This window comes from Alteromonas lipotrueae (assembly GCF_019249255.1).
GTDB lineage: Bacteria > Pseudomonadota > Gammaproteobacteria > Enterobacterales > Alteromonadaceae > Alteromonas > Alteromonas lipotrueae.
On the sequence record NZ_JAESDJ010000018.1, the window covers coordinates 32,235 to 59,015 of the forward strand.

Below are 26,781 nucleotides of genomic sequence, written 5' to 3' on the forward strand. Positions count from 1 at the left end.
CACAGAATATCTTGCGCTGATACACGGTCAAATCATCGGGATACGCTTGGCGTAGTGGGCAATCTGAGGTAAAGTTCGTGACCCTGAAAGTATTATGATCGCTTTCAGCGTAGGCAACGAAGTTGGGTTGTGTTTTCTTGATAAAGAGTCATTTCAAAGTGAGGTTGGTTGAGTGGGTGAAGCGCAAGTTAGTCTAGAGCACCTGTTTAGGGTCTTTACCAAGCCTGAACACAAAGACTCAAAGATGGCTCAAATTGAACAGCATTTATCTGACAATATCTTAGATTTTTTGTCGCAGCACGTTGTTACCAAAAAAACCTCACTGGAAGAGATTGAGAAAGACTTCTCGGACTCAAAAGTACCTGAATCGCCAGAGTTTGTTTCAACCCACGCTGAAAGCTTACTAGATAAACTGGTTGCCCATTCGGTAAATACTTATTCACCCACGTTTATCGGTCATATGACCTCTGCATTACCGTATTTTCATTTGCCCCTGTCTAAGTTGATGGTGGGACTTAATCAGAACTTGGTAAAAATAGAAACCTCGAAAGCCTTCACGCCCCTTGAGCGTCAAGTGCTAGGTATGATGCATAACCTCGTTTATGACGAATCAAAAAACTTCTACGATAGTCACTTACACAGTGCTAAGCGTTCTTTAGGCGCTTTTTGTTCCGGTGGTACCATTGCCAATATTACCGCCTTGTGGGTAGCTAGAAATAAAATTTTGGGCCCGCAAGAGGGGTTTGCTGGTGTAGCAAAAGCAGGGCTTGCTGCGGCTTATCGCTTCCACGATATTAATCATCTTGGTGTCATGTGCAGTAAGCGTGGGCACTACTCCCTATCAAAAGCAGTCGATGCATTGGGGTTAGGTCGTGAGCAATTACTATCCCTACCTGCCCCGAATCAAACCCTCGACCCTGAAAAAGCACTCGCCGCAGGTAAACGTTATCAGGAAGAAGGCAACAAGTTGCTGGCCATTGTTGGCGTTGGTGGTACTACTGAAACAGGGCATGTCGATCCGCTTAACGAATTGGCTGATGTAGCTAAAGAATTAGGATGTTGGTTCCATGTTGATGCCGCATGGGGTGGGGCAACCTTGTTCTCATCGCAATATAAACACCGCTTAAAAGGCATTGAGCGTGCCGACTCAGTTACTATTGATGCCCATAAACAAATGTATGTGCCCATGGGGGCAGGTATGGCGTTGTTCAAAAACCCTGAAGATGCCAATGCAGTGCGCCACCATGCCCAATACATACTGCGTGCAGGATCTAAAGATTTAGGCGCGACTACCCTTGAAGGTTCGCGTAACGGTATGGCCATGATGGTGTACTCTGCCATGCATATTTTTGGTCGTAGGGGCTATGAGTTGTTAATCGACAGAAGCATCGAAAAAGCGGTCACCTTTGCCGATATGATTGCCAAGCACCCTGACTTTGAGTTGACCACGTCACCTACACTGTCATTGCTGACTTATCGAGTCTGTCCTGCTGGCCTTCAAGAAAAGGTTAAACATGCGGATGAGGCCACTAAGCATAAGATTAACGAGAAGCTTGATAGGCTGACTGTAATTGTACAGAAGCAGCAACGTGAGGCAGGGAAGTCTTTTGTCTCTCGTACACGCTTAGAAGCGCCAGAATACCCCACTAACTGTATTACTGTATTCAGGGTGGTGTTAGCGAACCCGCTTACCAGTACTCAGGACTTACGCAATATACTTAACGAGCAGCACGTTATTGCTACCGGTACTAAACTTTATAAAGAGTTAGTGAAGATGATAGAGACAATACCTGTTGTCTGATAAATCGCGCTGACTATTCGGGTTATTAGGATGACTCATTACTAGCAAATGAAAGCAGATACAAAAAAGCCCCCGCATTCGTACGGGGGCTTTTTTTTAATGCGTCATTAACAACGTAAGCTTTAAAGCGCGGTATTAATACCGGAGCCTATACGTGGGTTTGTACCTAAACTTGGATTTGGAGGTTGTCGATAAGACGGGTGTTACCCAGAAACGCCGCCACCAAAATAACCAAGTGTGTATCGGTTTGTTTGGCAGGCTTTAAACTTTGAGCATTAACAATATGCACATAGTCATTGTTGAAGCCTGAATCGGTGAGGCTATCTGCAAGGTCGGCTGCCAAGGCGACATAATTTCTTTCGCCCGCTTCTATACGCGCTTTCAATGCCGTCATTTCACTGTAAATAGTGGCGGCAGTATGGCGTTGCTCGTCGGTCAAATAACCGTTGCGTGAGCTTAAGGCTAAGCCAGAAACGTCTCGCTGTGTGGGAATACCATGAATGGTCACACCCATAGAAAGGTCGCGCACCATGGTGCGAATAACCTGCAACTGCTGAAAGTCTTTCTCGCCGAAAAAGGCATCATCAGGGTGAACCATATTAAATAATTTGCTCACCACGGTGGCTACGCCACGAAAATGCCCTGGGCGACTTGCTCCGCACAAGATATCTGAAATGTCAGGTACTTCTACGACGGTTTGATGTTCAACGCCGCCGGGATACATATCAGACACGCTCGGTAAGAAGACGGCATCAACACCGGCTTCAATAAGCTTGGCTTTGTCTTCTTCAATGGTACGTGGGTATGCATCTAAATCTTCATTAGCACCAAATTGCATAGGGTTAACAAAAATGCTCACCACCACCCGGGCATTATGTGCCTTGGCGCGCTTAACCAGTTTTAAGTGCCCATTGTGGAGATTCCCCATGGTAGGGACGAATCCTACGGTGTTGCCACTGCGTTTCCATTCGCCAGTAAGTTTTCGTAATGACGCAATGTCGTCAACAACCTTCATATTTAAACCTCGTTACTCAAAGCTGTGCTCAGGGGACGGGAAGGCACCACTTTGTACTTCTGCGATATACTGCTGAACGGCCTTGCGCATATCGCCCGTCTCGGCAAGGTAGTTTTTTGAAAACTTCGGCATGTAATTGGCGCTTATACCAAACATGTCATGCATCACCAGAATCTGGCCATCAGTATCATTTCCGGCACCAATACCGATAACGGGTACGCTCAACGCTTCGCTTACGGCTTTGCCTAACGAAGACGGTACGCACTCAAGCACTAGTAGCTGAATGCCTGCCGCTTCAAGCGCTTTCGCTTCAGCTAGCAGTTTTTCTGCTTTGTCGGCTTCACGGCCCTGTATTTTAAATCCACCAAAAACGTGAACCGACTGCGGCGTGAGCCCTAAATGACCACATACAGGCACGCCACGCAAATTCAAACCCTGAATGGTTTCACATAACCAGCTCCCGCCTTCCATTTTAATCATGCTTGCACCCGCTGCCATAAGCTTGGCTGCATTCGCATAAGTTTGTTCTGGCGTCGCGTAGGACATAAACGGCATGTCAGCTAATACGAAGGCACGTTCGGTGCCTTTCCTTACGCTGCGCGTATGGTATTCAATATCTTCAATGGTCACCGGTAAGGTGTCGCTTTCTCCCTGAAGCACCATACCCAGCGAATCGCCAATTAGTAAGGCATCAATACCTTGCTCATCAAACATTTTAGCAAAGCTGGCATCGTAAGCTGTTAGTGAGGTAATTTTTTCGCCGGCTTGCTTCTTTTTGAGCAAGCCAGAAACAGTAATTTTCTTCATAGCAACCTTCCAGGGAAAGAGTAATGTGGCGAACTATACGGATTTTGAAGCTAAATGGAAGGGCGCAGGCGTTTAAGGCCATCAAGTGAGCACTTAGCAACCCAGTGAGAAATAGGTTTTCCGTCGGGCATGACCATAGATTGGGCTATTTCAAAGAGAGGAACTAACACAAATTCCCGCTCAGACATGCCAATATGTGGCACAGTAAGATCAGGCGTAGAAATAGTTTGGCTACCGTAAAGTAATATGTCCAAATCTAGGGTTCTTGCGCCCCAGCGTTGGCCCTTACGTTCACGGCCAAAATCGTGTTCGGTACGCTGGAGTGCACTTAACAACTTATCCGGTGCTAGCGTTGTTTCAATTAGGCATACCGCGTTAATGTAATCCGGTTGGTCTTGCGGGCCCATAGGTTTACTTGCATACAGCGACGAGCATGTCAGCACCCGAGTACCTTCAAGTAAACCCAGCGCAATAAAGGCATCTTCAACGTGTTGAACTGGGTCACCTAGGTTACTGCCTATAGCAATATAAACGTGCTCTTTATGCATCAGTATTTCTCGATGCTGGGCGGCGTTTACGCTTTCTTGGTTTTGGGCCATCACCTTCTTGGCGTCGTAAGTCGTTTAACATTTTCTTTTGCTTACCGGGTTCGCCGTGTTGAAAATGCGTCCACCACTGAGCTAGCTCCAATAGGGCTCCGCCTTCAACTTGCCCGCGAACGAGTAGAAAATCGTAGCCAGCACGAAATTTAGGGTGGGTTAACAGCTGAAAGGCACGACGGCCGAAACGCTTAGGAAGGCGTTGCTGCAAAATCCAAATGTCTCGAATAACCGTGGAAAAACGCTTAGGGATCATAATGCGTTGTGTTTGCTTCGCAATCACTTCTGTTGATGCGAGATTAAAAGCATCGTGTGCGTTTAAGCCAGACTCCGCTTGCAAGATTTGCGCGCGCTCCTCTAATGGGTACCAAAGCAGTGCAGCATACAAAAATGCAGGTGTTACCCGTTGATCGTTATTAATTCTTTCATCGGTGTTTTGCAGTACTTTCAAAACAAACTGCATTTCACGACTGTTTTCGTCTTCGATAAGTGGCGCAAGTTGCGGGAATAACGGTGCAATTAAGCCGTACTCACGCAGCATCATAAAGGTTTTTTCACCTTTTCCAGATAAGAATAGTTTTAACGTTTCTTCGAACAAACGGGCGGCAGGAATATTATTTAATAACCCAGCCAGCTTTTTGATTGGTGTAGCAGTGTCGTCGCTTATACGCATTGAAAGCTTAGTCGCGAAACGCACGGCGCGAAGCATTCGAACCGGATCTTCACGGTAGCGAACTTCAGGGTCGCCAATTAAACGTACTTCACGCTTCTCAATGGCTTCTAGGCCATTCGCAAAGTCTTTTACCGTGAAATCAGCCACACTGTAGTACATGGCATTAAACGTAAAGTCTCGGCGTTCGGCATCTTCTTCAATACTGCCAAAAACATTATCTCTAACCAGCTGCCCATGGGCATCTCGTTTCGACACTGCTTTGTTCTTCGGTACTTCTTTAGCCTCAGGCTCTTCGTTGTGATGGCCACGAAAAGTTGCTACTTCTATTACTTCACGGCCAAATACAATGTGAGCGAGTCTGAAACGACGGCCAATTAAACGGCAATTTCTAAACAGCCCCTTAATTTGTTCCGGTGTGGCATTGGTGGCCACATCAAAATCCTTTGGCTCATGCCCCATCAAAATATCGCGAACACAACCTCCGACCAAATAGGACTCGAAGCCTGCTCCGTTAAGGCGATACATGACTTTCAACGCATTAGGGCTCACGTCTTCGCGAGAGATGCCGTGCTCCCCACGAGTCATAACACGAGGCTCTAGTACATTGTCAGCGGTATGTTCCTTAGTAAAGGCTCGCTTAACAGAATTGAAAACACGATGAATGATGGTGAAGTCTCCGAAGGTTATAAAGGATGGCTATAATAAGTGGATTCGTGCTCGCCCACAATAATTTCGGCTATTTTAGGTACTAATTTCCTATCCCAGCGTGATATTGCCATAGTAAGCAGTTGTGTGACATTTTCAAATTCGTTCGCGTGATAGTTACCTTGGCCTAAAAAAGACAGGCCGTGAACGATATTTTCCAACGCATTTTTGTTGTTAATGGGTGCAGCATGGTTTTGTTTGCTCAGTTTTCGCCCTTGGGACACAGCTGCAACCGGAATATGCCCATATCGTGGCACACTGCAGCCTAACGAACGATAAATAGCGTATTGAAGCGGGGTGACATCTAAAAGGTCACTGCCCCGAATAATGTCCGTTACACCCTGATATTCATCGTCTAATGCTACTACAAAGTTATAAGCGAAAAGACCATCACTGCGCTTAATTAAAACATCTTCTGGTACTGTACTTAATGGTGTTGCTTCGCTAGCGCTTATTGAGCCATCGTCGCTATTGCTATTGCTTTTGACTCTGTGTTGTTCCGCTTCGGCAAAGCTAGATGAAGTTAAATCAGGCGAGATTGAATGGGCTGCAGATATTGCCCCTGTTTTATCAACCCTGCCCATAATACCGTCATCAAAGGCACTTAAGTGGCAATCAAGTTTTAATCGTATTGCTAAGCCACGGGTATTTGGCGCTGATTCGGACACTGCCTGAGCGGTTAGGCCTAGTTCTCGACAATAGTGATTGTCGTGCCCGCCATTTGCTTTTATTTGCTTGCGAGTACAGGCACAAAAATAGGCTGACTTTTCTGCTAATAAATTATCAAGTTTTGCCTGATACCTTGCATGCTGTTGTTGTTGATATAAAACGGTACCATCCCAGTGAAGGTCGTGGCATTCAAGGGTATGCAAAATATCGCTATCGACACCAGGTAAACATCGAGTTGCGTCAATGTCTTCCATTCGAACTAACCATTGCCCATTGTGATGACGTGCATCTAGGTAGCTAGCGAGCGCGGTAACTAAAGAGCCGAAATGAAGTTGACCTGACGGCGAAGGCGCGAAGCGGCCGACATATAGAGGCGAGGAATCGATTTTAGTTGGCATTAATAGAAATACTGTTACACACCTCTATAGTAAATACTATGAGGCGTGTAACTTACTACGAAGGTTTATTAACCCTGTAGTTGCTTTTCTTTGATTTCTGCCATGGTCTTACAGTCGATACATAGATCGGCGGTAGGACGAGCCTCTAAGCGACGAATACCGATTTCAATGCCACATTGGTCACAAAAACCAAAGTCATCTTCTTCAATACGCTTAAGGGTCTTCTCAATCTTCTTGATTAATTTACGTTCGCGGTCACGAGTACGTAATTCAAGGCTGAACTCTTCTTCTTGCGCAGCGCGGTCTACCGGGTCTGGAAAGTTTGCTGCTTCGTCTTTCATGTGCGTAACGGTACGGTCAACTTCTTCACGAAGTTGATTGCGCCATGCTTTAAGCAGTAAACGGAAGTGCTCCATTTGCGGCTCGCCCATGTACTCTTCGTCAGCGGTAGCCTGGTACGGCTGCAATCCTGCTAGTGCTAATAGCCCTAGGGATTTTGTTTCTTTTCCTGTTGGCATCTGCCACATCTCCTACACTACGACATCCATCTTGTCCTGAATGAATCGATTAACTAAATCAAAGCCGTTCATTACAAGCAATTGCTCGTGTCTATGTAATTATTATGCTGATGATATTGATTATAAGTCAGCACTGTTACTAGTCTACGTGTTTCACGTACTTCCAGTAAAACAAGGCGCAAATATGAAGGCGAAATGAAAAAAATCAACCTCTTTTTCACACGTTTACTGGTAGTGTTTGATTTATAACTATTTTTTGTTCATCAATTGAACAGCTGGCAGCGAGGATCTTCACTCCGGATGCAACCGCGGTGTTTACGGCGTCGGCGTAAACAGGATCAATATCTCGCGCTACTTGTACAGAATGCACGGCCGTATGCTGAACACAAAATAATAAGCAGGTACTTATACCTTGTTGAGAAAGTTCTGCAAGTTCTAAACAGTGTTTTGCACCTCTAGCGGTTACCGCATCAGGAAAATATCCTTGGTTGCCTCGCGCCAGTGTGACAGATTTCACTTCAACATACTCACGGGTGTCACCTTGACCACAGGCAAAGTCAAAACGACTATTACCACCAGGCGGTGTTACTTCAGCTTTCCAATGACTAATGTTAGAAAATGCGGACAAGACCTTGTTATTTAGTGCCTCTGCCACCAATTTATTAGCATTGTGAGTATTAATGCCAATGAAGTCGCCTTCGAAGGTTTGGGCAAGCTCCCAGGTATATTTTAATTTTCGCTTAGGATTGTCAGACTCGCTCAAATAAACGGTGTAGCCAGGTTCGGCACACCCTGTCATTGCCCCTGTATTAGGGCAATGTGCAGTCACTATTGAGCCGTCCTCAAGTTCTACGTCGGCAAGAAACCGTTTATAGCGTTTAATTAAAGTGCCACGTAGTAGTGATGGCGAAAAAAGCATAATAATAGACCTGTAACGACATACATTTACATGCATTGCTAGAACTAAATATCTACCCCAGCAATGAAACGCAAAAATATATAAGGATTAAAACGTAATGGCAGAATTTACCGTAAGCTTATCCTCAGATAAAGCCAATAGTGCGTGGGGAGAAAATACTAAGCTCTCTTTTAGTGAAAATGGCGCAGTGATCCATCTATCTGATGGTGATAGCAGTCAGGGTGGAAAGAATGAACGTACCATTCAGCAAGTGGCGCGTAAGCTTGATGGGTTAAATATTCCCGAAGTGGCCTTAACAGGCGAGTGGACCAAAGAACAGCAATGGGCTTTCGCGTTAAGTTTTACCCGTGCTCGCAATCCTTCAATTATCAAATGGGCTGACAACGACGACAAGCAGTGGCTAGAACAAAACTACGCTGCTTTACTATTTACCCGTCAGTTAGTAAACGATACGCCTGAAGATTTAAGCCCTGAAACCCTAGCACAGCGTGCAGCAGTTTGGTTGTCTGAATTAGGTAAAGAGCATGTGTCTTATACCATGACAGTGGGTGAAGAATTAAGAGATGCGGGTTGGACAGGCATTTATAACGTGGGTAGAGGCAGTGAACGCCCGCCTGTGATGTTAGAGCTTGATTACAACCCAACCGGTGATCCTGATGCGCCTGTTGAAGCGGTTCTGGTAGGGAAAGGGATTACTTTCGACAGTGGTGGTTACAGCATTAAATCAAGTGAAGGTATGCTTGATATGAAATGTGATATGGGCGGCGCAGCTACCGTAACCGGCGCACTAGGCCTTGCCATTAGCCAAGGTATTAGTAAGCGTTTAAAACTCATTTTATGCTGTGCGGAAAACTTAATTAGCGGTCATGCTTATAAATTAGGTGATGTACTTACCTACAAAAATGGCGTGACCGTTGAAGTCGTTAATACCGATGCAGAAGGGCGTTTGGTATTAGCTGATGGGTTAATGGCAGCAACGGAAACGGGCGCGCCACTCATTATTGATGCGGCTACCTTAACGGGGGCAGCAGTGGTGGCGCTAGGCGCTGATTATCACGCAGTATTTTCAATGGATGATAGCGCGCGTTCACAAATGCTTGCGGCGGCAAGCGCTGAAAACGAACGTTTTTGGCCATTACCGATTGAATCATTTCATGCAGAGCGATGCCCATCTGCCTTTGCAGATACAGCAAACAGCCGACCTATGAAAGGCGGTGGCGGTGGCGGTGCTTCTAATGCGGCAGGCTTTTTATCACGGTTTGTAAACCCTGAAGGGAAAGGTTGGGTGCACTTAGATTTAGCGGCAGCTTATCATGGTGGAGCAACGGCAGAAATGCCAATAGGTGCAACGGCCAAAGGAATTCGAAGCATTGCAAGAATGCTTCAAGACTTTAAATAAGTCATAAACGGATGTCGCCACCCTAAGGTGGCGACATCACTTAATTCAGTTTATCTGTACAGATAAATGTTTGCGGGCAGTTAAATACCGCCTAAGCGCTCAGCAAGCACTTTGTAACGCTCTACATCCGCGCTATCAAACAGGGCATTGCCGTCTGTGTCTTTTTCTTTTGCTACTAATAAGCTTTCTCTTTCTAAGCGTTCAACTCTCACTTCTTGAACACCTAAATAGGCCGCTACTTCTTTTACAGTCATCAAACTCATTCTGCTGGTTCCCAACGTTATTTTGTTTTTAAATTCATTCTCGTTGTAAGCGCAGCTACCGCTGCAATACCTCGGTGCGCTCAATTATTGAGGTACATATTATTAATAAAATGACTCAATACAGAAATACGAGAATAGCTCAATTGTGCAGCTTTGCACTAGATGTATTTTGGCCCGCCACGATTTCAACGCGTTATATTTAATATTTAAGCCTAAAATTGACAAATTACGAATGCTTTTTTGTACAATGCTGAAAATTGTTTTATAAAAAATATTCTTGCTGCCAATGATACCCAGCAAGCTATTGGAGAATAAGAAAAAATGGATACTTGGTCAGCAGCCGTCATGTTATTCTTGATCATGGATCCTCTTGGCAATTTGCCTGTGTTCATGTCGGTTTTGAAGTCAATAGAACCCCGAAGACGGCAAATGATTCTTATTAGAGAATTACTGTTTGCATTAGGAATTTTGTTTTTATTCCTATTTAGTGGTCAGTCGGTGTTAAATTTTCTCAATGTTGAACAAGAAACGGTTAGCATTGCTGGTGGTATCATCCTATTTTTGATTGCACTTAAAATGATTTTTCCGTCAGCAGGCAACCCTAGCGGGCTTGCCGTAGGTGAAGAGCCGTTCTTGGTGCCGCTTGCTATTCCAATGATTGCAGGGCCCTCAACATTAGCGGCTCTCATTCTTCTGGCAAACCAAAACCCAGAACGTATGTCTGACTGGGCACTCGCGCTTGGCGCCTCTTGGTTGATAAGTGCAGTAATTTTGATGTTTTCAAATGTGTTTCATAAGCTATTAGGCGAACGTGGTCTTATTGCGATGGAACGACTAATGGGGATGATCCTCGTCATGATAGCCATTCAAATGCTTCTTGATGGTGCTACTCAATACTTTATGCATGCCACCGGAGCTAATTAATGGCAAAGCAAAAACTTAATACATTTGGGCGCGTGCGCGCGCTTGAAGGATTTAAAGCAGTTGCGTTTAGTGCAGCCTTGCTTGAGCGAATGATCCCTAACTACGAGCTGTTCTGTGACCTTACCGAATTTGGTGATAAAGAAGGTATTCGCAACTGTCTCAATCTTGTATGGGAGTCGGTGAAAGCACCTAAAAGTAAATTTAACCTTGCAGTACAGCTTGAAAAAGTGGAAGTGGCGACGCCCGATACTAGCGATTTTGATACCTACGGTGTTTACCCCGCGATTGATGCCGCAATTGGGTTAGCCGCTGTGCTTAATCTTATCGCAGGCGACGATCCGCAAGGTGCGGTGGTCGTTAGCAAGCTTTCTCAAGGGAGTGTAGAAGCTTACTTGTTAGAAAGCGGCGAAGCCGACGATGAAACGGTAAAAGAACACCCACTAATGGTGTTTGAAGTAGCAGTGCAAGAAGCGTTGCTTGATTGTGTTGAAGCTGGAAAGTCTCCTGCTAGCACTGCTGATGCGCTTAAAGTGATTGCGCTAGAAGAGGGTATTTCGAATATAGGGCTCGATTTGGCTTAACGCTTTCACCGCGAGACAAAAAGCTTACTACACAGCCTTTATCAAATAATAGCAAAGCGCCGATGTGCGCTTTTCTTTTATAATTTGCCAGTGGCTCGGCAAGGCAATAGGCGCAAGGTTCGCTTCGTGTTCTACGTATAGTACCCCATCGTTAGACAATAAGTTATTACTTGCAATAGCCGATAAGGTTGGTTCAACCAGTCCTTTGTTAAAAGGCGGGTCGACAAACATAATGTCGAAATTTTTACCTGAAAAGGTAGGCAGTATTGCTAAGGCATCGCCCTGATGGACACTAGCATTTTGAGCATCATTAGGTGATAGCAACGCCAAATTCTTCTTTAACTGCGCACTTGCCGATTTATCCAATTCAATAAAGTCACAAGAAAGGGCATAGCGCGATAGGGCTTCTAACCCTAAACCTCCAGAGCCTGCGAATACATCTAAGCACGTTGCGTCATTCAAATAAGGCATAAGCCAATTGAACAAGGTTTCTTTATTTCGGTCGGTGGTGGGGCGTAAACCTTCGGCGTCGAGAACCGGTAGCTTTCTTCCACGCCATTGACCGCTAATAATGCGAATATGCCCGCCATTCGCTTTTGAGTGGGTAGAATGGGTTTTTTTTGTAGTTGAAGGTGCCCTGAGTGGGCGAGAAACTCGCTTCATAGTCGCTGACAATGGTATCATGGGGTTATTCAATATTCGGCAAGTGTAGCCGAAATTGCCCAGTATTTATAAGGATTTGTCTTAACAATGTCGAAACTTTTTGGCTGGTTCGGTAAGAACAAAAAAGCAAATAAGCAAAAAGCACAGGAAAACCAAGATCAAAAATCAGTTGATCAAAGCACCGTTTTGCCTGATGAATCACAAACTTCAGATGCTGAGCAGTCACATAGCACTGCCAAGAGCGATCTACCTGAAACTGCCAAGAGCGTTTCAACAGATACAGCCCAGAGCGATTCAGTAGAAAGCGTTGCACCAGTGGCTGACGAGCCAGTGCCAGTACCTGTAGAGAAAGAAGACGCTACGCCATTGAGTGTGGTACCAGATAAGTTAGATGCTGTAGAAATAGCCGATGAAGCAAGCCCGTCAGCGCCAGCAAAAGATGGCGACAATGCCGAGGAGTTACTTTCAACGCCTGTTCAAGATCTTGAACCAAAGCAAGAAAGCGAAGTATTTGTTGTTGAATCTTCTACTCAAACGGCTAGCGTTTTAGAAGCAGAAGCAGAAGCAGAAGCAGAAGCAGAAGCAGAAGCAGAAGCAGAAGCAGAAGCAGAAGCAGAAGCAGAAGTTACTGAAGTCGTCAGCGAGCCTGTTGTTGAGGAAGCGCCAGCTCCGAAAGAGAAAAAATCACTCTTTTCGCGCCTTAAAGAAAGTTTGTCTCGCACTAAAGCAAACTTAGGTAGCGGGCTAGTTAGCCTTTTCAAAGGCAAGGCGATAGATGATGAATTATACGAAGATTTAGAAACCCAGCTATTGGTTGCTGATGTGGGAATGGATACCACGCAAAAAATCATTACTCACTTAACAGACAGCGCGAGTCGTAAAGATCTTAAAGACGCAGAAGCCTTGCTGGATATCTTGAAACAGCAAATGGCGGGTATGCTCTCAAAGGTAAATGAACCGTTGAGTGATGCCATTAATGCTCATAACAGCGATGAAGGACCCTTCGTTATTTTAATGGTTGGTGTAAATGGTGTAGGTAAAACCACCACTATCGGTAAGTTGGCTAAACAATTCCAGCAGCAAGGCAAAAAGGTCATGCTGGCAGCGGGTGATACCTTTAGGGCTGCTGCAGTAGAGCAATTGCAAGTATGGGGTGAGCGAAATAGTATTCCAGTTATTGCGCAGCATACGGGAGCGGATAGTGCGTCAGTACTTTACGATGCGCTAGAAGCCGCGAAATCGCGCAAAACAGATATTCTTATCGCCGATACCGCAGGTCGTTTGCAGAATAAAGATAACTTGATGGAAGAGCTCAAGAAAGTGGTTCGCGTGATGAAAAAGTTGAACCCTAACGCGCCTCACGAAGTTATGCTTACCCTTGATGCGGGAACGGGGCAAAATGCCATTAGCCAAGCGAAGTTATTCAATCAGGCTGTTGGTTTAACCGGTATTACCCTTACCAAACTAGACGGTACTGCAAAAGGTGGCGTTATCTTCTCAATTGCTGATAAGTTTGGTATACCTATCAGATATATAGGGGTTGGCGAAGGTATTGATGACTTACGCCAGTTCGACGGCCAAGAATTTATTGATGCGCTATTTAGTGAAATTGAGAGCGGCGAGTAGACAGCATTAATAGCTAATTACGGGAATAGGGTAGTAGGAAACATGCATGATAAAGTTTGAGCAAGTAAGCAAAACCTACCCCGGCGGACAACGTGCGCTGAGTAAGGTCGACTTTCACATCGCCCCTGGAGAAATGGCTTTTCTTACTGGCCATTCTGGCGCTGGGAAAAGTACGCTGCTTAAACTTATCAGTATTATGGAACGCCCAACCGTAGGTCGTGTACTGATTAATGGTCATGATCTAAATGCTATTACCCGAAGAGATATTGCCTACATTCGTCGCGATATAGGCATGATCTTTCAAAGCCATCAATTGTTGATGGACAAGTCAGTTTTCGACAATGTGGCGCTACCACTTGTGATAGAAGGTTACACCCACAAGGAAATTGGCAAGCGTGTCGATGCTGCATTAGAAATGGTAGGCCTGCGAGATAAAAGCCGTAACTTACCCATTATGTTATCGGGCGGCGAACAGCAGCGTGTTGGTATAGCCCGCGCCGTGGTAAACAAGCCACCATTACTTCTTGCTGATGAACCTACCGGAAACCTCGACCCGAAACTGTCTATGGAAATTATTCGCTTGTTTGAAGATTTCAACCAAGCCGGCGTGTCGGTGTTCATCGCTACTCATGATTTAGGGCTAATTGCTCGAATGAAATATCGCACACTGACGTTGAAAGATGGCCAAATGATTACCGACGGCTTAACCGATGATTTAAATGGGAATTGGCAATGAGTATTCTATTTAAAGGTAGGAGCCAAGGCGCGTCGTCTAGAAAAGTAGGGCTAGTACAATCTATTGTAATGTTCTTCGTAAGCCATGTCAGGCAAGCCCTTTCAAGCTTGGGCGAACTATGGCGTCAGCCTGCTGCATCACTAATGACCATAGGGGTGTTGGGGTTAAGTATTACCCTTCCCAGCACCCTTTATATCATGGTTAAAAATACCGAAAAAATTACCGCAGGGTGGGAGCAAGCATCAGAGATATCTTTGTTTTTGAAACCTGATATTTCAGCCGCCAGTTCACAGCAATTGGTCGCTAGGTTAAACACATGGGAAGAAATCGATTCTGTGGTGTTTATACCTGCTGATGATGCCTTAAAAGAGTTTCAGCATTTATCAGGGCTAGGCGACGCTATTGCGTATTTGCAAAGCAACCCACTGCCTGATGTTGTTTTAGTGACACCCATTGATAAACATGCCACGCCGAATGCGGCTAAAACACTGCTTGATAAGCTTAAGCAGCAGCGTGAGGTTGATATAGGTAAGTTAGATATAGAATGGCTGGAGCGCTTGTATGCCGTTATTGATATCGCAAGCGACCTTGTCACCTTTATTGGAATTTTGTTGTTCTTCGCTGTGGTGCTGATCATTGGCAACACTATTCGACTGAACATTCTTAATAAGCACGATGAAATAGTAGTAATGAAGCTAGTGGGTGCAACCGATGCCTTTATTCATCGGCCATTTTTATATACTGGTTTTTGGTATGGTTTGCTTGGCGGGCTGATGGCATGGTTTGCTGTCATTATCATTTTATGGTGGATGGATAGCAGTATTGAGACCTTTGCCGCCATGTATCAAAAAGATTTCAATATCACTGGCCTGACCGGTACAGCACTATTAACGATGTTGGGACTATCTATTGCATTAGGGTTGCTTGGGTCGCTTATTTCAGTGCAACGCCATGTAAGACAAATCGAACCAAAGTAAGCATTAGTTTACTGGCTAGCTTTGAACGGCAGCACGTGGGAAGTGCGCAGAAATGGCGCTTCTCACACCGTTACCCCAAACAATGGCTTGGTTATAAAGAATATGCAGCTGCTTTTGGTCAATATCTAATACTTTCGCCTGCTTAATCACATTCATCCAAAGCGCTCCTTCAAAAGCGCGTACTAGGCTCATGTAGCTATTGAATTCAGGCGTCTTTCCTAAAATAGCGTCATTTAGGTCTTCAGATAGCGGAAGTTGTTTAAGCACAGCTTCTATGGATTGATCTAATAGCGCATCGAGTAACGAAAATAACCCAACTAAAAAGCCGATAGGTGGGTTAGCTTTTAAGCCACGCTTTGCTGACAATAAGTCGAAAAATTTGGCCCTAACTAACGACATGTGAATAATCTCTAACGGCTTATCATCACCTAAATTAGTTAGGCTGAGCAGAGCGATAAACTTCTTCACCTCCACTTCACCCATATAATTAAGGGCATGTTTGAGCGAGGTTATCTTGTGGCGCTTGTTTATCATTGGGTTATTGATAAATTTAAGCAATAGGTAGCTCAGCGCGGCATCACGCTCAACAATTTGGCTAACTCTATTAATATCAAATTTATCATTTGAACATTCGCCAATAAGGTCGACAATATTCATCTTTGACGCAGGTAATTGGCGCAGGATGCGGGCTTCCGGTTGGGCAAAGAAATACCCTTGGAAGAAATCAAAACCTAAATCCATGCTGGTAGCAAATTGGTCTTGGGTATCAACTTGTTCGGCCACTAGTTTAACGTTTGCATCAAGGTATCGTGGGATATTCTTCTCTATATTTTCGAAACGAATTTGCGAGACATCCACTTTTACAATATCAACAAGGGGCAGAATTTCATGCTTGGCACTTAGCATCATAGGGTCGTCAATAGCAATACGAAACCCAAGATGCTTAATGTGTTGGCACGCTTCTAACAACCCGATTTGAGCGAAAGGATTGTCAGCTAATTCAACCACAACTGACTCTGGGTTCAGTGTGGTAGGAAAGCGAGAAATAATGGTTTCAGATGAAAAGTTGATAAACGAGGTCTTTTCACCGCTAATGTCGTCTAGCCCTAAAGGATGAAAGTGCTCAGAAATATATTGCGCTTTTTCAGGAGAGTGTTCGGGGTACGCGCCAGCCTTGCCATCTCGAAACAAAAGTTCGTAAGCAAATACATCCTTTGTTTTATCCAAAATTGGTTGGCGAGCGATAAACGCGAACATACGAGTTCCCTACTGGCACGTTGAACAATCATCAACGAATATTATTGCAATTTACACCACCATAACATGCATTTACGGAAATCGCGTTAATTTGCGCATTACATTTCGTAACTTATATTAATGAATGGATATTCCTCAGTGTTATTTCTCTACCTGAGCTGAAACATGTACGTGATGAGCCCATTTCATCGCTTCATTATAGTAGCCGTGAAGCAGAGTCTGCTGAATTTTATATTTACCTGAAAATTTCTTGATGCCTGCCCAGTTTGCCCTTTCAAAGTACTTAGCCAGAGTAAGACAGTCTTTCAACACGCCAGGCTCACCACAAAGCGCATCTTTTACATTATCGCTAATGGGTACTTTGCTAACCAACTCGTCGATATGCTGTTCCATCATGGCATCAAGCATAGATAATAGACCGGTTAGAAAGCCGGTGAGCGGATTTTCTCTTTCTTTAAAAGAGATAAACACAAGCTCACAGAATTTTGCCCGCACAAGGGCCATCTGCATCAACTCTTGAGGTTGACCGTCATTAAGGTTGGCCAGAGCAAGCAGCGCGATAAATTTTTTAACTTCAACTTCACCCATAAAGTTAAGCGCATGCTTAAGGGATGTAATCTTATTTCGCTTATTAATAAGCGGGTTATTGATGAAGCGTAATAGCAAATAGGTAAGGGAAGGATCGCGCTCAATGATTCGATTTACTTCATCAAAATTTAGCTTGGATTGGCTACTTAATGTGAGTAGCTCCATCATGGTAAGCGCACTTGGACCTAATTTGCGATGACGTACTATTTCGGGTTTAGCTAGAAAGTAACCTTGAAAATAGTCGAAGCCCATTTCTTTGAACTTGTGAAACTCTTCGTAGGTTTCAATTTTTTCGGCCACAAGTTTGATGTTATGCGATTTGAAGCGTTTAACCAACGAAGGTATGGTTTCGTGAGCAATTTCCGTAATGTCGATTTTAACAATACTGGTGAACGGGACAAAGGCATCCCATTTATCCTTCATATCGTAATCATCAAGTGCAATGGGGTAGCCGAGCCCTCGAATGTGCTTGCATGCGGCAATAAGGGCATCATCTACATCAACGGTTTCAACAATCTCAATAACCACTTTGCTTGCATCTAACGAGGTAGGAAATCGGTACATTAAGGTATCGCGGTGGAAATTAATAAATGCTTTTTTATCACCTGTTATTTCTTCAATACCCAAGCTTAAATGGGTAGACGTTAGAATTTTAGAGGTCGCCTCATCGGGCGGAATATCTGGAAAGCAATTATCTTCCCCTACCCGAAAAAGTAATTCGTAAGCGTAAACGTTCCTGTTTACGTCGAATATGGGTTGTCTTGCTACGTATGCGAACATCGAGTGCCTCTTTGCTCTCGCCGCGTAAAAACGCGATTGAAGTCGTTAAAAAGAAAATGAAAATCTTATTATTGTTATTATGCCGAGCGATTCTAAAACATAAAATTTATATCTCATTGTAAGTAAAAAAGCGATGCTAGCAATCGAAACTTTGTAATAGTCTTCGTATCTGAGAGTGGGTAATATAGATTTGTTGATACAGGAAAAGAATACGACCGAATTTAAGGTTGATATAACTTTTTGAAAGATGAATGGCATGTTTTATATACATTTTGAATGTATAATGGTGGCGTATCGTGAATATCTGCTTCGATAAGCTGTTTCCTCTGGGGAAGCGCTTATTCTTCTGTGAAGCGTTCGGCGATATTTATTGAGCGTTGTAGCGTAATAATGAATTCGATATACAACGTATGAGTGATTTGGAAAGAGATAGACGCTAATTGAACTGTTTTTTGGGTTTGTGGTCTTGATCTTTAGAAGATGGGTACTACATACCAATAACTGGTTTAGTTTCTCATCGCAATTAAGTCTCGCGCGGCTGATGTTACTTTGCTAATATCGAGTTGCAACGAATGAGGTGAATAATGAGCAATAAATTGCAATCCCTAGCACTATCAGTTCCTCACAGCGGTAGCATTGAAGGCTACGTACAAGCTGTAAGTCGTATTGATATGCTAACTGCAGAAGAAGAGCGCGCATTAGCGGTGCGTCTTCGTGAAGATGAAGATTTAGAAGCAGCACGTAAGCTGGTTATGTCTCATCTACGCTTTGTTGTGCATATAGCAAAATCTTATTCAGGATATGGTTTGCCACAAGCCGACCTTATTCAAGAAGGTAATATTGGTTTGATGAAGGCGGTTAAGCGTTTCGACCCAACAGTGGGCGTTCGTTTGGTTTCTTTTGCCGTACATTGGATCAAAGCTGAAATTCATGAATTCGTACTTAAAAACTGGCGCATTGTTAAAGTTGCTACTACGAAAGCGCAACGTAAATTGTTCTTCAATTTACGTAAAGCGAAAAAACGTCTTGGTTGGTTTACCCACGAAGAGGTGCAAACGGTAGCTAGCGAGCTGGGTGTGAGTACGAAGGAAGTGCTTCAAATGGAAGCGCGAATGAGCAGTCAAGATCAAGCATTCGATCTTTCTGCTGACGAAGACGAAACGGGCAATTTTGCGCCGGTTCAATTTCTTGAAGATAAATCAACTGATGTTGAAATGGACGTTATCAATAACGATTGGGATACTAATGCGAGCAAGCGTTTGTATTCAGCCATTAAAACGTTAGATGACAGAAGCCAAGATATTATTGAGACTCGTTGGTTGGCTGACAGCAAAATTACACTTCAAGATCTTGCTGATAAGTACGAAGTATCTGCTGAACGTGTTCGTCAAATTGAAAAGAACGCGATGAAAAAACTTCAGGCTGCCATGGTGGCTTAAGTAAGAGCTGCTTAAAAAAGGCTGCCCTAGTTAAACTTAATTGAAAAAAGCGCCTATTGGCGCTTTTTTTGTACGTGTCAATTATGAAAGCAAGAAGCGGTTAATAATATACCTTTGCACGTTACGCCTCAGTTTGCTCTGGAAGCACCCAAAACACCCCTTCAAACTCTGCCACGGCATTATCGCCATCTAAGATATCTACGTTCAAAGCGAATCGCGCCTTTTCCCCTTTTTCCAAAGGCTTAAATTTGCCCGATAAGGTTTCTATATTACAGATTGCACGAGGCTTCATGGTAATAGGCTTATGATAGTGGATATCGCCGTCTCCCAATACAATATCACCGGTTAGCCCACGCTCTTTTAGCTGTAAGTAAATCATTCCCCAGCCAGTTAAGGTGGCTAACGAAAAAATACTGCCGGCAAACATAGTGCCGTGAACATTAATATTCTTATTAAGTGACGCGCGGGTTTCTAATGTCCTGCCTGTATATTGATATAATTTAATGCCCATATGTTCTGTAATGGGAATGGTATCAGTCCAGGTTTGCTGTAATGATTTACACCATTTAGGATGCAGCACTAAGGTGTTATTTTCAGTTAGCTTTTTCACCATTTGCTGGCGTCTTAGCATGCCTAATTCGTTAGGCGCTTCACGTTCAACAACGAAGCCGCAGGAACTGAAAAAGTCGATAGAAACTTCTCGGCTGTTTGTCACCGCACGTATAGCACCCAATTCTTTCGCCACGTTCTCTAAAGCATCCATTATCATCTGTCCAAGCCCTTTACGCAGATGGTCAGGGTGTACGGCGATATGACGAATTTGTGCTTCTTCAGCGGTATTTAAATGGACACGGCCACAGGCAACAATGTCGCCTTTACCATTCACTATGGTGCGGTGCTCTGCCACCTGTTCATATTCATCTTTCTCTGAACCAGGAGGAAAATTCCATGGCTGGCGAAGGTAAGCCCAGCGAAAATGAAAATAGGCTTCGAATTCAGTATCGCTTTTAGGAGTTACAACCTTATACACAATAGAGAGGCCTTGTATGAAAGAGTGAAAAAACTATTTAACCTTACGCATGAAAACTGCACAAGATTAATTCTGGTATGTTCATTATACCTGAAACTGGAAGGTAGCGGGTCCGTCATTCACTAAGGCCACTTTCATTTCAGCGCCGAATTGACCTGTTTCCACGGGAATGCCTTTCTGTTTAAGAGATTCCACAAATTGCAGATATATAGCATTACCATGTTCAGGTGTCGCGCCCCTAGAAAAGCCAGGACGATTTCCTTTTTGCGTGTCGGCCACAAGGGTAAATTGCGATACTACAAGAATTTCTCCCCCAATTTGCGCGACGTTTAAATTCATTTTTCCATCGCTGTCGGAAAAAATACGGTAGCGGCATAACTTATTAGCTAGTTTTTCTATTTCTTCAGGGCCGTCATCTTTCTCAACACCAAGCAGCACTAGCATACCTTGCGCAATTTCTCCGATGATTTCATTGTTCACTGACACGCTCGCTTCAGACACCCGTTGAACTAACCCAATCATTGCTTTTGCTCCTTTAAAAACTTTGCCATATCTTTGGTTGCGCGGCACAGCGCATAAGCAATGCCCGGCTCAGACGTGCTGTGGCCAGCATCAGGAATGATTTGAAGTTGGCTTCCTGACCACGACTTATGTAATGATTCTGCCGCTTCAGTTTTGCATATCATGTCGTATCGACCATGGATAATAGTGCCAGGAATATCGCGTATTTTTTCTATATTATCAAGTATGTAGCCTTCGTCTATGAAGCACTTGTTCGTTAAAAAATGGCATTCGAGAGTGGCTAAGCTGGTGACAAGGGATAGGGGGTATTGGCTGGTGGAATCGCCAGTGCCAGGAGGTAAGGATATCCGAGAAAGCCTCTCCTCCCACTGATACCAGCGCTTTAACGCTGCATGACGCTGTACTTCGTTATCGGCTTTCAATGTAGTGAGGTAGTGCGCACAAATAGTGGAAGTACTTAGTGGGGCGTCTACCCCTTTAACAAACTGGCGATAGTATTCTGGAAAAAGCTGAGCAGCGCCACCTTGCGGTGACAAGAACCAGTCTCTGTCTTGCTGGCGGGCTAAGAATACGCCACGAAGAATAAGGCCGCTGACATGAGCAGCATACCTAAAAGCATAAAGGAGCGCTAACGTTGAACCCCATGACCCCCCAAACACTAACCAACTCGGTACGTTGAGCTGGCGCCTTAGTATTTCAATATCTTCTACATTTAGCCATGTATCGTTGTCTTTTGTACTCGCTAACGGCGTTGAACGCCCACATCCTCTTTGTTCGAATCCAATAATACGGTATCGGTTACTGTCGAAGAAACATTTATAATTCGGCGGTAAACCAGCACCTGGACCACCATGAATAAATAGTACTGGAATACCCTCAGGGGTGCCGCTCTGCTCGTAATATAGAGAGTGCCCACATCCCACCTCGATAAATCCATTTTGATAGCAGGTAACATCTGGGTAAAGTCGTTTCATTTTATTTCCGCGCGTTGTGCGGGTGCCTGTTTTAGTTTAGTTTATTCTTATGAAATACTACATAATCATATTCTGATAACAATTGCGAGGAAGTTTATATGTCAGGGCAAGGATCTGGCGGCAATGTAATTGCTGCAATTTGTAACTTTTTTATCCCAGGGTTAGGGCATTTAGTACAAGGGCGAATACTTGGCGCGCTATTTTATTTTATTGTGGTGGGAGTGAGCTATGCGCTTGCCGCAACCGTAGTATTAGCAATTGTATTTTGGCCACTTGGCGTTATTTTGCACATTATTTGTATTATTAGCGCGGCCCGCTATCGAGGGAGAGAGATGTTATGAGGCTAATAGCAACCGCTATTATTGCTATGTTGGTATTAACTGGCTGCCAATCTGCGTATTACGCAGCGTGGGAGAAAGTAGGCGTTGAGAAACGGGATATCCTTGTTGACCGTGTTGAAAACGCAAAAGAGTCGCAAGAAGACGCTCAGGAAGAGTTTAGCTCTGCGCTGGAAGCTTTTAGTGCTGTGGTGGCATTTGAAGGTGGTGAGTTAGAAGATGTTTATAACAAGCTTAACAGCGAGTATGAAAACAGTCTTTCTGCTGCTAATGACGTAACTGATCGTATCGATAAAGTAGAAAGCGTGGCTGAAGCGTTATTTGATGAATGGGAAGACGAGCTTGATAAGTATCAAAATGCATCGTTAAAACGAGAAAGTACTGCGAAATTGCGTGATACTGAGCGCAGATACAGCGCACTCATTAAAACCATGCGTAAAGCAGAAAGTAGAATGGCCCCAGTATTAAGTGCGTTTCAAGACAACGTTTTATACTTAAAACATAACTTGAACGCTAGCGCGATTGGCGCGTTGCAAGGTGAACTTTCAACTATTCAAAATGATGTTGACCAACTTATCGAACAAATGAATTCAGCGATTGCTGAATCTGATGCGTTTATTGCCGCTATGTCTAACTAATGAGTGTCTAATTAAAGCGTGTCCGACTACAGAGTGACAGGCTCGCTATTACCGATAACACGCCAGTACCCTACTAAAAAGGCGTTGTAGTTCCTACAACGCCTTTTCTTATTCCTCTGGTATTTGCCTTGGCTCGTCTTCCGCTTTTCGGTTTTCAAACGCTTGGCCTAAGCTACACGTAAACTCGGCGCCTAATAGCACCAATATCCATGAAATATAGACCCACAAAAACAAGATAGGCACCACAGCTAGCGCTCCGTAGATCAACTCATAGGAAGGGAAGTTGGTAATATATAGGGCAAAGCCAGACTTCGTTAACTCGAACGCGACAGTGGCCAATATGGCTCCTGAAATAGCGTGGCGGGCAAAAACGCGTCGGTTGGGTACTATCATGTATAAAATAAAGAAAGCCAGCATGGCTGCGAAGCTAGGTACAAGAGTAAGTAAAAATGTGCCTAACCCTGGCGTATATTCTTCCGCAAAAGCAGCAAGGCCTGCTAAATAAGAACTGATAATAACGCTAGAGCCAATCAGCATGGGGCCTAAGGTAATTACCATCCAATAAATGGCAAACGTATAAATGATAGGTCGATCGCTTTGCGTACGCCAAATCCGGTTGAGGGTTTTATCAACGTTGGATATCAACATTAGTGCCACTACCAGTAGCGATAGAATACCAATTGCGCCCATTTCAGAAGCATTGCCAACAAAGTCAGACATATACTCATGAACCGTATCGCTAGCGGTAGGCACAAAGTTATTAAAGATAAAGTATTCTAATTTACCTCGCACAGAAGCAAACGCAGGAAACGCTGACATGATGGTGAAAGTCACCATGATAAAAGGAACGAGAGAAAGTAGCGTAACGTAGGCTAAGTGGCCTGCGGAAATGGTAATATTGTCTTCACGGCAACGCTTGATGAAGATAGTGAAAAGATCGACAACTTGTGGTGCGAGCTTATGATAGATGGCTTTTACCCGATCCCAATTCACACTTTACTCCTAGTTATAACTCGCCTTGGTCATTAGCTACTCACCTTGGCATTTAAGCAGCGCAGGAAGGTGACAACGAGGCAAACGAGTCGTTCAAATACCCAATAATAGGTAAATGGTATACTGGTCTGCCCTATAGGAGCAAAGGTTTAATCGAAATTAACCTGCTCGAACACCTAGCATGTGGCAAATAGCGTAGCTTAATTCACTTCGGTTAAGGGTGTAAAAGTGAAAATGCTTCACGCCTTCTTTGGCGAGTACCTTAACCTGATCCATTGCGATGTTAGCACCAATGAGGTTCCGAGTAGCTTGATCGTCATCGTCAAGGCCATCGAACATTTTGTGCAAAAAACCAGGTACGTGCACATTGGTGAAACCAGCGAATTTTACCAAGGTTTGGTAGTTAGTTACTGGCAGTATGCCAGGTACTAAGTCTAGGTCGATACCCGCTGCTGCCGCACGGTCACGAAAACGCAAGAATACACTGGTGTCGAAGAAAAACTGTGAAATTGCTTCGCTCGCACCGGCTTCTGCTTTGCGCTTAAGGTTCAGTAAGTCGAATTGGGCATTAGGGGCTTCAGGGTGCTTTTCAGGGTAGGCGGCCACTGATATATCGAAATCAGCCACGTCTTTTAGTAGTGCTACCAAATCAGAGGCATACATTTCGGTATCTTTCACGCCAGGCGGTAAATCACCGCGCAAGGCAACAATACGACGAATGCCAGAATCCCAGTAGTCTTTTGCAATCTGCTTAAGTTCGTCTCGGCTAGCATCAACACATGTAAGGTGAGGCACGGCTGCAACACCAGTTTGTTGTTGGATACGTTTTACCACGTCATGGGTGCGATCACGCTCACCACTGTTTGCACCATAGGTAACCGACATGTAACTCGGCTTTAATGGTGCTAAACGTTCAACTGACTTCCACAAGGTTTGTTCCATTTTCTCTGATTTTGGCGGAAAAAACTCAAATGACACATCAATGTCACGCAGTTCCGAAAGGGACTGATTGAGTGCATCAACACCTTGTGCGTAAGAAACCATGGTAAATTACTCTTTTATAGACGTTTAGACGTCTAAATTAAAGAATTTACGTCTAGACGTCAAGAGGTTTACACTGCTCAATTGACCTTTTCGTCAACTTGTTTAGAATTTCTCTTCATAACATAAATAAGATCAGACAGAGTTAGCATTATGGCAGAGTGGAACGGTAAGTATATACACCCCTACGCAGAGCACGGTAAAAAGAGTGAACAGGTTAAGAAAGTTACCGTTTCTATTCCTATTAACGTGCTAAAAGCATTAACCGATGAGCGTACCCGTCGGCAGATAAACAATTTACGTCATGCGACGAATTCAGAATTATTATGTGAAGCATTTCTTCATGCATTCACAGGTCAGCCTCTACCGGATGACGAAGATTTGCGAAAAGACAACCCTAACCGTGTACCAGCTGAAGCTAGACGTATAATGGAAGACATGGGTATAGACGTTTCTATCGAGAACGAACAAGAAGATTAAAAAAAACGGCAATGAAAATTGCCGTTTTTTATAATATTTGAATACTAAGCTGCGCGCTAAATTCTACTTCTATATTGCCTTTACTCTGCGCGGCTAGGTACTTCTGGAAGCCTTGCAACGCCAGATTCAATCGCCGCTTTCGACACGGCAGTAGCAATGCGTTCACAAAGGCGGGGGTCCATTGGCTTAGGGATAATGTATTCTTTGCCGAAGGTCAGGCTTTTACTATTGCTAGCCGCTAACACAGATTCAGGTACGGGCTCTTTGGTAATAGCGCGAAGTGCTTCTACCGCTGCCACTTTCATCTCGTCATTAATGGCCGTTGCGCGAACATCTAATGCGCCACGGAAAATGAACGGAAAGCACAGAACATTGTTTACCTGGTTGGGGTAATCAGAACGCCCTGTTGCCATAATTAAGTCACTTCGAACCTCATGTGCTAGTTCAGGTTTAATTTCAGGGTCGGGGTTAGAGCAGGCAAAAACAATCGGATTAGGCCCCATTAAAGCTAGGGTTTCTGGGGGTAATACATCAGGTCCAGATACACCAACAAAAATATCCGCGCCTTCCATCACATCTTCTAGCGTACGTTTATCAGTATTATTGGCAAACATGCGTTTGTGTTCAGTAAGGTCTTCACGGCGGGTATGAATAACCCCTTTTCTGTCTAGCATGTAAATGCGCTCTCGTTGTGCGCCACACTTAATTAGCAATTCCATACATGCTACTGCTGCTGCGCCAGCACCCATACAAACTATTTTCGCGCTCTCGATATTCTTGCCTTGAATTTCAATGGCGTTCAACATGCCTGCAGCCGTAACAATAGCAGTACCATGTTGATCATCATGGAATACAGGAATATTGCAGCGCTTAATGAGTTCTTGCTCTATTTCAAAGCACTCTGGGGCTTTAATATCTTCAAGATTGATACCCCCAAAGGTGTCTGCAATGTTCGCAACAGTATTAATAAACTCTTCTGTTGTACGATGTTTTACTTCAATGTCGATAGCATCAAGCCCTGCAAAGCGCTTAAACAGCAGTGCCTTACCTTCCATAACTGGTTTAGAAGCTAACGGCCCTAAATTACCCAAACCTAAGATAGCGGTACCATTACTGATCACCGCTACCATGTTGCCTTTTGCGGTATATTTATAAGCATTATCAGGATCTTCAGCAATTTCTCGTACCGGTTCAGCTACCCCTGGACTGTAAGCCAGAGCAAGATCATCCACACTATCTGCTGGTTTCGATAGCTCCACGCTAATTTTACCTGGCGTGGGTTTGGCATGATAATCTAGCGCACGTTGTCTGAAATCTGACATTAGTAAACATATCCTTCGATGTAGGGGTTAGGCAATCTTCGTTACCGTAGGGGCAATCTGCGTTGCCGCAGTAGAATGACTTCGACTTTATCACAGGGTCATTTAA

Annotated in this window: 28 protein-coding genes; 11 read left to right on the forward strand and 17 right to left on the reverse strand. The window is 44.2% G+C overall.

Features of this window, described 5'->3' with window-relative positions; genetic code table 11:
* Positions 1-172: 172 nt before the first annotated feature.
* Positions 173-1,801, forward strand: coding sequence for a pyridoxal-dependent aspartate 1-decarboxylase PanP (panP, locus tag KYS23_RS18115; protein ID WP_159533602.1), 1,629 nt, complete (start codon positions 173-175; stop codon positions 1,799-1,801).
* A 166-nt stretch (positions 1,802-1,967) separates the two neighbouring features.
* Here the strand turns inward: panP and panC are convergent, their stop codons facing one another.
* The 7 genes from panC to sfsA all read right to left on the reverse strand — a co-directional run bounded on the left by panC (position 1,968) and on the right by sfsA (position 8,104).
* A complete protein-coding gene (panC, locus tag KYS23_RS18120) occupies positions 1,968-2,816 on the reverse strand; it encodes a pantoate--beta-alanine ligase (RefSeq protein WP_159533600.1) in 849 nt (282 codons plus the stop codon).
* Between the two features lie 12 nt (positions 2,817-2,828).
* Positions 2,829-3,623, reverse strand: a complete 795-nt coding sequence (gene panB, locus KYS23_RS18125) for a 3-methyl-2-oxobutanoate hydroxymethyltransferase (RefSeq protein ID WP_159533598.1) — start codon at positions 3,621-3,623, stop codon at positions 2,829-2,831.
* 50 nt (positions 3,624-3,673) lie between these two features.
* Positions 3,674-4,171: a 2-amino-4-hydroxy-6-hydroxymethyldihydropteridine diphosphokinase gene (folK, locus tag KYS23_RS18130; RefSeq protein WP_218398475.1), complete on the reverse strand. Its 498-nt coding sequence runs from the start codon at positions 4,169-4,171 to the stop codon at positions 3,674-3,676.
* Positions 4,164-5,480, reverse strand: coding sequence for a polynucleotide adenylyltransferase PcnB (gene pcnB / locus KYS23_RS18135; RefSeq protein ID WP_159533594.1), 1,317 nt, complete (start codon positions 5,478-5,480; stop codon positions 4,164-4,166). Before pcnB ends, folK begins: the two co-directional genes overlap by 8 nt.
* 98 nt (positions 5,481-5,578) lie before the next feature.
* A complete protein-coding gene (gene gluQRS, locus KYS23_RS18140) occupies positions 5,579-6,667 on the reverse strand; it encodes a tRNA glutamyl-Q(34) synthetase GluQRS (protein WP_218419706.1) in 1,089 nt (362 codons plus the stop codon).
* A gap of 68 nt (positions 6,668-6,735) precedes the next feature.
* Positions 6,736-7,185 carry an RNA polymerase-binding protein DksA gene (gene dksA, locus KYS23_RS18145; protein ID WP_013786299.1) on the reverse strand — a complete coding sequence of 150 codons (450 nt, stop codon included), beginning with the start codon at positions 7,183-7,185 and terminating at the stop codon, positions 6,736-6,738.
* Positions 7,186-7,402: 217 nt separating this feature from the next.
* Positions 7,403-8,104, reverse strand: coding sequence for a DNA/RNA nuclease SfsA (gene sfsA, locus KYS23_RS18150; RefSeq protein ID WP_159533591.1), 702 nt, complete (start codon positions 8,102-8,104; stop codon positions 7,403-7,405).
* Positions 8,105-8,201: 97 nt separating this feature from the next.
* Here sfsA and pepB point away from each other — a divergent pair, with 97 nt between their 5' ends.
* Positions 8,202-9,503 carry an aminopeptidase PepB gene (gene pepB / locus KYS23_RS18155; protein WP_218419707.1) on the forward strand — a complete coding sequence of 434 codons (1,302 nt, stop codon included), beginning with the start codon at positions 8,202-8,204 and terminating at the stop codon, positions 9,501-9,503.
* An 80-nt stretch (positions 9,504-9,583) separates the two neighbouring features.
* Here the strand turns inward: pepB and KYS23_RS18160 are convergent, their stop codons facing one another.
* The gene (locus tag KYS23_RS18160) at positions 9,584-9,766 is read right to left on the reverse strand and encodes a MerR family transcriptional regulator (protein WP_013786295.1); all 183 of its coding nucleotides are present in this window, start codon (positions 9,764-9,766) and stop codon (positions 9,584-9,586) included.
* A 321-nt stretch (positions 9,767-10,087) separates the two neighbouring features.
* On the opposite strand from KYS23_RS18160, the gene KYS23_RS18165 reads away from it, so the two are divergent.
* Both KYS23_RS18165 and KYS23_RS18170 read left to right on the forward strand, forming a co-directional pair.
* Entirely contained in the window at positions 10,088-10,690 is a 603-nt protein-coding gene (locus tag KYS23_RS18165; RefSeq protein ID WP_159533587.1) for a YhgN family NAAT transporter, read from the forward strand.
* Positions 10,690-11,271: a YjaG family protein gene (locus KYS23_RS18170; protein WP_159533585.1), complete on the forward strand. Its 582-nt coding sequence runs from the start codon at positions 10,690-10,692 to the stop codon at positions 11,269-11,271. Before KYS23_RS18165 ends, KYS23_RS18170 begins: the two co-directional genes overlap by 1 nt.
* Positions 11,272-11,298: 27 nt before the next feature.
* Here the strand turns inward: KYS23_RS18170 and rsmD are convergent, their stop codons facing one another.
* Positions 11,299-11,955 (reverse strand): 16S rRNA (guanine(966)-N(2))-methyltransferase RsmD, encoded by a 657-nt coding sequence (gene rsmD / locus KYS23_RS18175; protein ID WP_218419709.1) that lies wholly within the window; start codon positions 11,953-11,955, stop codon positions 11,299-11,301.
* Between the two features lie 66 nt (positions 11,956-12,021).
* Between rsmD and ftsY the strand changes: the two genes are divergently transcribed.
* Genes ftsY through ftsX form a run of 3 tightly spaced genes read left to right on the forward strand, consistent with a single transcriptional unit; the run spans position 12,022 to position 15,273 of the window.
* Complete coding sequence (gene ftsY / locus KYS23_RS18180; RefSeq protein ID WP_218419710.1) at positions 12,022-13,560, forward strand: signal recognition particle-docking protein FtsY; 1,539 nt, start codon at positions 12,022-12,024, stop codon at positions 13,558-13,560.
* 46 nt (positions 13,561-13,606) lie between these two features.
* Positions 13,607-14,296 carry a cell division ATP-binding protein FtsE gene (gene ftsE / locus KYS23_RS18185; protein WP_129740240.1) on the forward strand — a complete coding sequence of 230 codons (690 nt, stop codon included), beginning with the start codon at positions 13,607-13,609 and terminating at the stop codon, positions 14,294-14,296.
* Positions 14,293-15,273 (forward strand): permease-like cell division protein FtsX, encoded by a 981-nt coding sequence (ftsX, locus tag KYS23_RS18190; RefSeq protein ID WP_159533579.1) that lies wholly within the window; start codon positions 14,293-14,295, stop codon positions 15,271-15,273. The genes ftsE and ftsX overlap by 4 nt, the downstream gene beginning before the upstream one ends.
* A gap of 15 nt (positions 15,274-15,288) precedes the next feature.
* Here ftsX and KYS23_RS18195 read toward each other — a convergent pair whose 3' ends face one another.
* On the reverse strand, positions 15,289-16,530 hold the full coding sequence (locus KYS23_RS18195) for an EAL and HDOD domain-containing protein (protein ID WP_218419712.1): 1,242 nt from the start codon (positions 16,528-16,530) through the stop codon (positions 15,289-15,291).
* A gap of 141 nt (positions 16,531-16,671) precedes the next feature.
* The gene (locus tag KYS23_RS18200) at positions 16,672-17,898 is read right to left on the reverse strand and encodes an EAL and HDOD domain-containing protein (protein ID WP_159533575.1); all 1,227 of its coding nucleotides are present in this window, start codon (positions 17,896-17,898) and stop codon (positions 16,672-16,674) included.
* Positions 17,899-18,482: 584 nt separating this feature from the next.
* Between KYS23_RS18200 and rpoH the strand changes: the two genes are divergently transcribed.
* Positions 18,483-19,337, forward strand: a complete 855-nt coding sequence (gene rpoH / locus KYS23_RS18205) for an RNA polymerase sigma factor RpoH (RefSeq protein ID WP_013786286.1) — start codon at positions 18,483-18,485, stop codon at positions 19,335-19,337.
* 121 nt (positions 19,338-19,458) lie between these two features.
* On the opposite strand, the gene KYS23_RS18210 is transcribed toward rpoH, so the two are convergent.
* The 3 genes from KYS23_RS18210 to pip all read right to left on the reverse strand — a co-directional run bounded on the left by KYS23_RS18210 (position 19,459) and on the right by pip (position 21,863).
* Positions 19,459-20,367 carry a bifunctional GNAT family N-acetyltransferase/hotdog fold thioesterase gene (locus tag KYS23_RS18210; RefSeq protein WP_159533573.1) on the reverse strand — a complete coding sequence of 303 codons (909 nt, stop codon included), beginning with the start codon at positions 20,365-20,367 and terminating at the stop codon, positions 19,459-19,461.
* Positions 20,368-20,451: 84 nt separating this feature from the next.
* Positions 20,452-20,889, reverse strand: a complete 438-nt coding sequence (gene dtd / locus KYS23_RS18215; protein ID WP_159533571.1) for a D-aminoacyl-tRNA deacylase — start codon at positions 20,887-20,889, stop codon at positions 20,452-20,454.
* Positions 20,886-21,863 (reverse strand): prolyl aminopeptidase, encoded by a 978-nt coding sequence (gene pip / locus KYS23_RS18220; RefSeq protein WP_159533569.1) that lies wholly within the window; start codon positions 21,861-21,863, stop codon positions 20,886-20,888. The genes dtd and pip overlap by 4 nt, the downstream gene beginning before the upstream one ends.
* 98 nt (positions 21,864-21,961) lie before the next feature.
* On the opposite strand from pip, the gene KYS23_RS18225 reads away from it, so the two are divergent.
* Positions 21,962-22,204 (forward strand): hypothetical protein, encoded by a 243-nt coding sequence (locus KYS23_RS18225; RefSeq protein ID WP_013786282.1) that lies wholly within the window; start codon positions 21,962-21,964, stop codon positions 22,202-22,204.
* The gene (locus tag KYS23_RS18230; RefSeq protein ID WP_159533567.1) at positions 22,201-22,839 is read left to right on the forward strand and encodes a DUF2959 domain-containing protein; all 639 of its coding nucleotides are present in this window, start codon (positions 22,201-22,203) and stop codon (positions 22,837-22,839) included. Before KYS23_RS18225 ends, KYS23_RS18230 begins: the two co-directional genes overlap by 4 nt.
* Positions 22,840-22,947: 108 nt before the next feature.
* Here the strand turns inward: KYS23_RS18230 and KYS23_RS18235 are convergent, their stop codons facing one another.
* Positions 22,948-23,832: a virulence factor BrkB family protein gene (locus KYS23_RS18235; RefSeq protein WP_159533565.1), complete on the reverse strand. Its 885-nt coding sequence runs from the start codon at positions 23,830-23,832 to the stop codon at positions 22,948-22,950.
* A gap of 159 nt (positions 23,833-23,991) precedes the next feature.
* Positions 23,992-24,876 (reverse strand): methylenetetrahydrofolate reductase, encoded by an 885-nt coding sequence (gene metF / locus KYS23_RS18240; protein WP_159533563.1) that lies wholly within the window; start codon positions 24,874-24,876, stop codon positions 23,992-23,994.
* 150 nt (positions 24,877-25,026) lie between these two features.
* Here metF and metJ point away from each other — a divergent pair, with 150 nt between their 5' ends.
* Positions 25,027-25,353 carry a met regulon transcriptional regulator MetJ gene (gene metJ / locus KYS23_RS18245; protein WP_013786278.1) on the forward strand — a complete coding sequence of 109 codons (327 nt, stop codon included), beginning with the start codon at positions 25,027-25,029 and terminating at the stop codon, positions 25,351-25,353.
* Positions 25,354-25,433: 80 nt separating this feature from the next.
* Here the strand turns inward: metJ and KYS23_RS18250 are convergent, their stop codons facing one another.
* A complete protein-coding gene (locus tag KYS23_RS18250; RefSeq protein ID WP_218397817.1) occupies positions 25,434-26,675 on the reverse strand; it encodes a malic enzyme-like NAD(P)-binding protein in 1,242 nt (413 codons plus the stop codon).
* Positions 26,676-26,781 lie beyond the last annotated feature (106 nt).